The 6915-nt window shown below is 31.4% G+C and carries 6 protein-coding genes; 3 read left to right on the forward strand and 3 right to left on the reverse strand.

Translation table 11 applies throughout. The features are described from left to right. The coding region (locus B3J44_RS11220) for a TonB-dependent receptor domain-containing protein (RefSeq protein WP_286968526.1) at nt 1–2109 on the reverse strand (2109 nt) is incomplete at its 3' end. 139 nt (nt 2110–2248) lie between these two features. Here B3J44_RS11220 and B3J44_RS11225 point away from each other — a divergent pair. Beyond that, the gene (locus B3J44_RS11225; protein WP_286968527.1) at nt 2249–3607 is read left to right on the forward strand and encodes a sensor histidine kinase; all 1359 of its coding nucleotides are present in this window, start codon (nt 2249–2251) and stop codon (nt 3605–3607) included. A 10-nt stretch (nt 3608–3617) separates the two neighbouring features. Continuing rightward, nucleotides 3618–4307: a response regulator transcription factor gene (locus B3J44_RS11230; RefSeq protein WP_198856261.1), complete on the forward strand. Its 690-nt coding sequence runs from the start codon at nt 3618–3620 to the stop codon at nt 4305–4307. A 32-nt stretch (nt 4308–4339) separates the two neighbouring features. Here B3J44_RS11230 and B3J44_RS11235 read toward each other — a convergent pair whose 3' ends face one another. Further along, nucleotides 4340–4891: a hypothetical protein gene (locus B3J44_RS11235; RefSeq protein ID WP_286968528.1), complete on the reverse strand. Its 552-nt coding sequence runs from the start codon at nt 4889–4891 to the stop codon at nt 4340–4342. A 194-nt stretch (nt 4892–5085) separates the two neighbouring features. Between B3J44_RS11235 and B3J44_RS11240 the strand changes: the two genes are divergently transcribed. Next, nucleotides 5086–5280, forward strand: coding sequence for a hypothetical protein (locus tag B3J44_RS11240; RefSeq protein WP_111377225.1), 195 nt, complete (start codon nt 5086–5088; stop codon nt 5278–5280). A 120-nt stretch (nt 5281–5400) separates the two neighbouring features. On the opposite strand, the gene B3J44_RS11245 is transcribed toward B3J44_RS11240, so the two are convergent. Continuing rightward, on the reverse strand, nt 5401–6648 hold the full coding sequence (locus tag B3J44_RS11245) for a cation:dicarboxylate symporter family transporter (protein ID WP_286968529.1): 1248 nt from the start codon (nt 6646–6648) through the stop codon (nt 5401–5403). Nucleotides 6649–6915 lie beyond the last annotated feature (267 nt).

Here is a 6915-nt window from a genome sequence, read left to right on the forward strand (position 1 = left end):
ATTTTCGCTTTCATTTACGCTCTTTTGCTTAAATTCAGAATCTTTTACTTTCCCGAAAGAATATCGAACAGCAATAGAAATTTCGTTTGCATCACCCAAATATCGCACTTTTGAACTAATAGCGTTGATCGTAAATTTTTCGGTATAAATCATATTTTTAAACAGATCATTATAACTCAAAACACAATTCCAGTTTTTGCCAAGTTTCTTTGCCAAAGAAAGATCAAAAATCAGCATCGCGCCACGCTCAAAAACGCCTTCTTTTTGTTTGGTAGATCCCCAAAAAGAAAGAACAAATGTGAAATCTTTTGGGAGGTTAAAAGTATTATTGGAATAATAATACAAATACGTCTTGGAAGAATTGAACAAAGCCAAATCATCTTCAATTTTATTGGTTGCAAAAATTAAAGAATTGGTGTTTTCCCAAAATTTATATTTAAAAGGCAATGTAAACTCAATATTATAACCCGATTCTTTTTTAAAGTTTTTTGATGTAAAAGTCATCACATTTGTCTCTTTATCAAATACAAAATCTTGGTAAATAGGATTTTTATTCTCATAAAAAGTCAGCTTTACAGATTTGTCCTGATATTGAAAAGTAGCTGAAAGCACATCCATAAATGTTGGCCCTAAATTGATATTGTTTCCATAAATAAAATATGGATTTATGTAGGCTGCAATCATACTTAATGAAGAATAATTAGGTCTGGAAATACTTTTAGAATAATCCACATTTATACTTTTTACACTGTCTAGCGAAAATGAAAATTGCGCTTTCGGAAAAAGATTAGTGTAATTCCTATCTACCAAATTACTACTTTCATTACTATACTTTCCGGTTACATTGGTATTTTCAACTCTTAGTCCTACTGAAAAATTGACTTTTTTAATCTTTCCTGAAAGCTGAGAATACGCTGCAGAATTTGCTTCTTTAAAATAATACTCAAAAGTTGTACTTTGATTATTTTCATAGTCGAAAACATCATAATCTGATTTGGATTTGGCAGCCAAATAAAGTGCGCCATACTCCCAATTCAAGTCGTTTTTAAATTTTTTCTCCAAATCGATTCTTCCAGAAAGAACATCAACATTAAATTTCTGATCGCGATTTTGCGAAAATTCAAAAGCAGTGTCATTAAAATTATTTTGCACTAAACTTAATAAATGCTGATTGTAATTGGAGCCTTGAAAACCAACAAACATCTTGGTGTCAATAGCTTTTATTTTCTTTGAATAATTGATGAACGAATTGATAAAATTCTTTGAACTCGAATTTTCGCTAAACGTAAGAATGTTGTTTATCTGATTCTGGTTTTGATTAAAAGTAAACGTATTAATATCGAAAGTATCGTTTCGCATTTTACCGTTTATATTAACAGACAAATAATCGTCTTCGTTTATTTTATAAAACACACTTCCTCCAAAAACATATTCCTTTACATTAGAATTTGCCGTCACATCATAATTGGAAATTATTGAAGCCTTTGGCATCTCATATTCCAAACTATGATTTTCCCACGGATTTCGTCGATTGTAATTAAAATTAGCTTTCCATTCTAATTTATCTTTTTTAAAACTAGAATTAAAACCTAAATAATTATTGTAGTTTCTTTTAAATGAAGCTACTTCAGAAATTTCAGTTTTAAAACTGTCCTTTTTACTCCATTTTCTAGTAATCAAAATTACCGCACGACCTTCTGCCTCGTATTTAGAAGACGGATTTTTAATGATTTCTATTGTTTTAATATCGGCAACAGATAAAGCATTTAAATCGTTTATAGTTCCTTTTTGACCGTCAATATAAATCAGCGGATTTCCTTTTCCGACAATCGAAATGTTTTCGCGATCGCTGCTTATTTGAACCGATGGTAGTTTTGATAGCAGATCGATTGGATTTGGAATGGTACTGTAAACTGAATTAGCAACATCAACTTTTATATTTCCGTTTAAATTAGTAATCGTTTTTTTCTCCCGACTGATTACAACTTCATTCAATTGATTTGAAATCGAATCTTTAGTTGTTTCATTCTGAGTTTGAGCATTCGCAAAAAATGAAAGGCAAAAAAGTAAAATGCTAATAAGTAGTTTTAATGGCAGATATAAATTCATTTTAAAATTTAAATTGGTTAGCGTTGCTGCAAAAATGCTTTGAAAACATAGTTCTGAAAGTTAATCGTAGGTTAATGCAAGGTTAATCTGCTATTTGTTTCTTAAAAACTGTATTTTTGAGACATCATTTCAAACCAATATGAAGCAAAGAATCAATTTACTAATCGGGTTTTCTGTCGTAGCACTATTTGTGCTTATGACAGTTCAATTCTATTTGGTAAAGACCGCTTACGAGTATAAAGTAGCTCAGTTTCATACGCAGATTAAAAACGAAATTGGCGCAATTACCAATAATTACAGCGACATAGATTCGGCTTTGGTTTCTAGACAAGAGATGCTTTACAAAAGCCTTTCAGAAAAATACATGAAAGGAAAAAAAAGCAGACTAGATATTAAAAATGGCGTTTTGAATACTCCATTTCAAAACATAATCACTCAAAAAATCAAGCGAAAACTTGAGAAAGATTTACCCGATTTTAAAATTGATTTTGCCATTGTTCTAAACAAATTTATTCTTTACAAAAACGAACAAGAAACTGATACTATTTTTTCTGAAAAGCCTTTTATACAAAATAAATTGTATGGAAATCTGGCTTCATTAAATCATGCTTTTTTAGTAAGAAGTTATGTTGGAACAACAAATGGCACTTTTGAAAATGAGGAATATAAATTGTTGACAGAAGATTCGATGTATGTTTCTGTAATTGATTGGGAAATGATTATTTTAAGACGAATGACGTTTATCCTGATTCTTTCTTTGTTCTCGATTGCAACATTAATTGGTTTGTTTGTAATTGCGATTAGAGCTTTAATTAAACAGAAAAAAGTAAGCGACGTTAAAACTGATTTCATCAATAATATTACGCACGAGCTAAAAACTCCATTGGCAACTTTAGGAATTTCGACAAAAATTTTAGCTCAAAAAAACATTCGTGACAACGATGAAAATTTCAATTCGATTGTAAATACCATTTCGCGCCAAAACAATCGCCTTCAGAATTTGATTGATCAGGTTATGGCAAATTCGTTGGCTGAAAACGAAATTGAATTACAGAAAGAAAAAATAGACGCTGAAGATTTTCTGCTTTCTATTGTAAATGACTTTAAAATTACTTTTCCAAAAATCATTCTTAGAACCGATTTTCAAACAGAGAAAACTATCTTGGTTTTGGATAAATTTCATTTGACAACTGCTTTTTTAAATGTTCTAGAAAATGCTGTAAAATATGGTTCTAACACGATTACAGTGAAAACAAAAATTGTCGAAAAACAATTCTCAATTAGTTTTGAAGATGACGGAATTGGCATTGCCAAAAACAAACAAGCGTTTCTTTTTGAGAAATTTTATCGTGTAGAGCAAGGAAACCTTCACAATACAAAAGGCTTAGGTTTAGGATTGTATTATGTTGATCAAATTGTAAAAGCACATCAAGGTTCTGTAAACGTTATTAGCGATTTAGGCAAAGGAACTCAGTTTACTATTTTATTAAAAGTTTAATTCCCTTATTTTGAAAAGATTACTCTTAGCCGAAGACGATTTTGACTTTGCGGCGATTTTAAAACAATATTTAGAACTGCATCAGTTTGAAGTAATTTGGGCAGAAAACGGCGAAATAGCTCTAGATTTTTTTAAAAATCAGCCTTTTGACATTTGTATTTTTGATGTAATGATGCCCAAAATGGACGGATTTTCATTGGCTGAAAAGATAATTACTATCAATCCTGAAATTCCATTTATTTTTTTAACGGCGAGAAAGCTAAAAGAAGATAAAATCATTGGTTTAAAACTTGGTGCAGACGACTACATCGCAAAACCTTTCGAAGTTGACGAACTGGTTCTTCGTTTACAGAATATTCTAAAGAGAATCGAGCAAAAAAGAAGCCTAGACGGAAATAATATAATTGAAATTGGTTCTTATATTTTTGACAATGAACGTTTAACGCTTAACAATAAAAATCATGTTCAGCAGCTAACAGAAATGGAAGCTTCCCTTATTGAATATTTATATCTCAATCATAATCAGTTACTAAAAAGAGATCAAATTTTAATGTCGGTTTGGAAAAAAGACGATTATTTCTCAGGAAGAAGTATGGATGTTTTTATCAGTAGATTGAGAAAATATTTCAATTCAGATCCAAAAATTAAGATTGAAAGTGTTCGAAATATTGGCTTAGAATTCAAAATAGAAAAACCTTGAGAGATCAAGGTTTTTCTATTTTGAATTAAGATTTATTTTCCAATAACCCAGCCTAAACTGAAATTAGCAATCGGAGTAAATTCAGTTTTACATTTATCTACAAGTATTCCGCCACCTATATTAAAATCCATATTAAATTTCCCTTTGTAAGTACGTTGGAGTCCCCAAACTGGTCCAGCAGAAAAAGAAGGGATATATTCGTTAAACCATTTATTTGTCGAAATAGATTGAAAATCATAGTTTGTATGTAATGCGAAAAAGTTTCCAGAATTATTTGCTGTTCTTTTTCCTTTTTGTGCTCTTTTCTCTAAATTATAGTAATGTCTAAATTGTTCTGTAATTCTTGGAATAAAATACCAAGTGGACTCATCGTATACACTATTGCTTCTATAACCAACAAGTAAACTTGCTTCTGAATAAAGCGTGTTCTTTGGAGAAAATGCATGTTCGTAAACAAATCCTGGAGACAATAAAAGATTAATCTTAAATTGATTTTTAGTTACAGAAACTGGTGCCTCTTCTTGGGCATTTGCAACATTAATTAAAAGAACGGAAAAAAATAAAAACAAGTAGTTTTTTGTCATGGTTAGTTATTAATTGGTTGCAGCAAAAATAGTATTAAAAGCATATTATCCTACTAAAAGAAAAATTATTTTCTTACAGATAAAAATAAGATTTTATAACACTGCAAATCATGTAATTTTCCATAAACAATTGTATAACAACAATTAACTTATTGAAATTTAACTTTGTTAAAGAACTTTTAAATCTAACAATCATGAACCTAAAAAGATTTTTCGGCGGATTGCTTACAATCCTCGGAATTATAGGACTTATTTATACTGCGGTTATTTTTGCCGGCACTTCTGGAGAAACTAGAGATATAAAATCGCTTATTATTTATGGCATACTCGGAATCGTATTTTTTACATCGGGCATAAGTTTGGTGCGAACAACGAAAGACGAATCTTAGTTTTTTTTATTTTGCCACGAAGACACTAAGGCACAAAGTTTTTTAATCTCACAAAGGCGTAGAGTCGCAAAGAGTTTTATTAATTTTTAAAACTTTGCGACTCTGCGACTTTGTGGCAAATCATTCCGAAACAGAATCAAGATTTAATTCTGTAAAATCTCTTTCTGTTTTAGATATTATTATGGTTGCGACCGTGTTTCCGATTAAGTTGGTAATCGCTCTGGCTTCACTCATAAATTTATCTACGCCCAGCAAAAATGCTAATCCTTCAACTGGAATTTTATGCAAAGCTGTTAAGGTTGATGCTAAAACAATAAATCCGCTTCCTGTTACGCCTGCCGCGCCTTTCGAAGTAATCATCAAAATTCCGATAACGGTCATAATTTCGAAAAAGCTCAAATGAACATCATACAATTGTGCAATAAACAGTACCGACATTGAAAGATAAATCGAAGTTCCGTCGAGATTAAAAGAATATCCAGTCGGAATCACCAATCCTACAACCGATTTACTGCAGCCCATTCTTTCCAATTTTACCATAATACTTGGTAAAGCCGCTTCAGAAGATGAAGTTCCTAACACTAGTAAAAGTTCTTCTTTAATATATTTTAAAATAGAAAGAATATTTATTTTATAATATCTCAAGATGCTTCCTAGAACAAAAAAGACAAAAAGCGCCATTGTCAAATAAACGCAAAGCATCAACTTTCCAAGCGGAATCAAAGTTGCTAAGCCAAATTTACCAATGGTGTAAGCCATTCCGCCAAAAGCACCAATTGGAGCAAGATACATTACATATTTTAAGCAAAAGAAAACCACTTTTGAGAATCGTTCTAAAACCAAAATGGTTTGCTCCCTTTTTTGATAAAAATTTAAAGCAATTCCGCAAATAATAGCGGCTAGTAGAACCTGTAAAGTAAAATTGGATAAGAAAAATTGCAACCAAGAAAAATCCTTCGCTGCTCCATTTGTATATTGGCTTGCATCCCCAAATGTCAAACCCGATTTATCAATTTTTCCAGGTTTAAATATATAAGCAACAGCAACTCCAATTGCAAGAGCGACTGTAGAAACTACTTCAAAATAAGTTAAAGCTTTTACGCCAATTCGCCCCACTTTTTTTAGATTTCCCATTCCAGAGATTCCCAAAACGATGGTCAAGAAAATAATTGGTCCAATAAAAAGAGAAATTAACTCAATAAATTTTTTGCCTAGAAATTCCATTTTCACACCATTTGCAGGAGAAAAATGCCCTAACAAGATACCAGAAACAATGGCAATTAAAACCCAAAATGTAAGATTGGTTACAACAGCTTTAAAAAGGCTTTTTTTAGATTGCGAAGAAGGATTTGGAGTGGCAGTATTCATGAAAACGAGTTAGATAGTTTCACAAATATATAAAAAATGCAGACCTGTAAGCCGGATTCTGTTCTTGTCTTATTTTACAACAAAACAATACCTTATCATTTATCTAGATCCAGCATTACTACTGGACTCAATCTACCTACCCTTCGGCAACGAACGAGAAGCCCTTAAATGCCGATATACTTGGTATTTCACCGCATAGAGTTTACCTGGTTTCACTACAGCATTACCTGTACATACTTTCTGCTGCACTTGTCCTAATCCCGATAG

This window comes from Flavobacterium sp. UBA4854 (assembly GCF_002399805.1).
GTDB lineage: Bacteria > Bacteroidota > Bacteroidia > Flavobacteriales > Flavobacteriaceae > Flavobacterium > Flavobacterium ginsengisoli.

What these genes read in the sequence shown, in the direction of transcription:
- B3J44_RS11245 (WP_286968529.1), bottom strand. Translation starts at nt 6,648, where the DNA reads ATGAATACTGCCACTCCAAATCCTTCTTCGCAATCTAAAAAAAGCCTT.
- B3J44_RS11240 (WP_111377225.1), top strand. Translation starts at nt 5,086, where the DNA reads ATGAACCTAAAAAGATTTTTCGGCGGATTGCTTACAATCCTCGGAATT.
- B3J44_RS11235 (WP_286968528.1), bottom strand. Translation starts at nt 4,891, where the DNA reads ATGACAAAAAACTACTTGTTTTTATTTTTTTCCGTTCTTTTAATTAAT.
- B3J44_RS11225 (WP_286968527.1), top strand. Translation starts at nt 2,249, where the DNA reads ATGAAGCAAAGAATCAATTTACTAATCGGGTTTTCTGTCGTAGCACTA.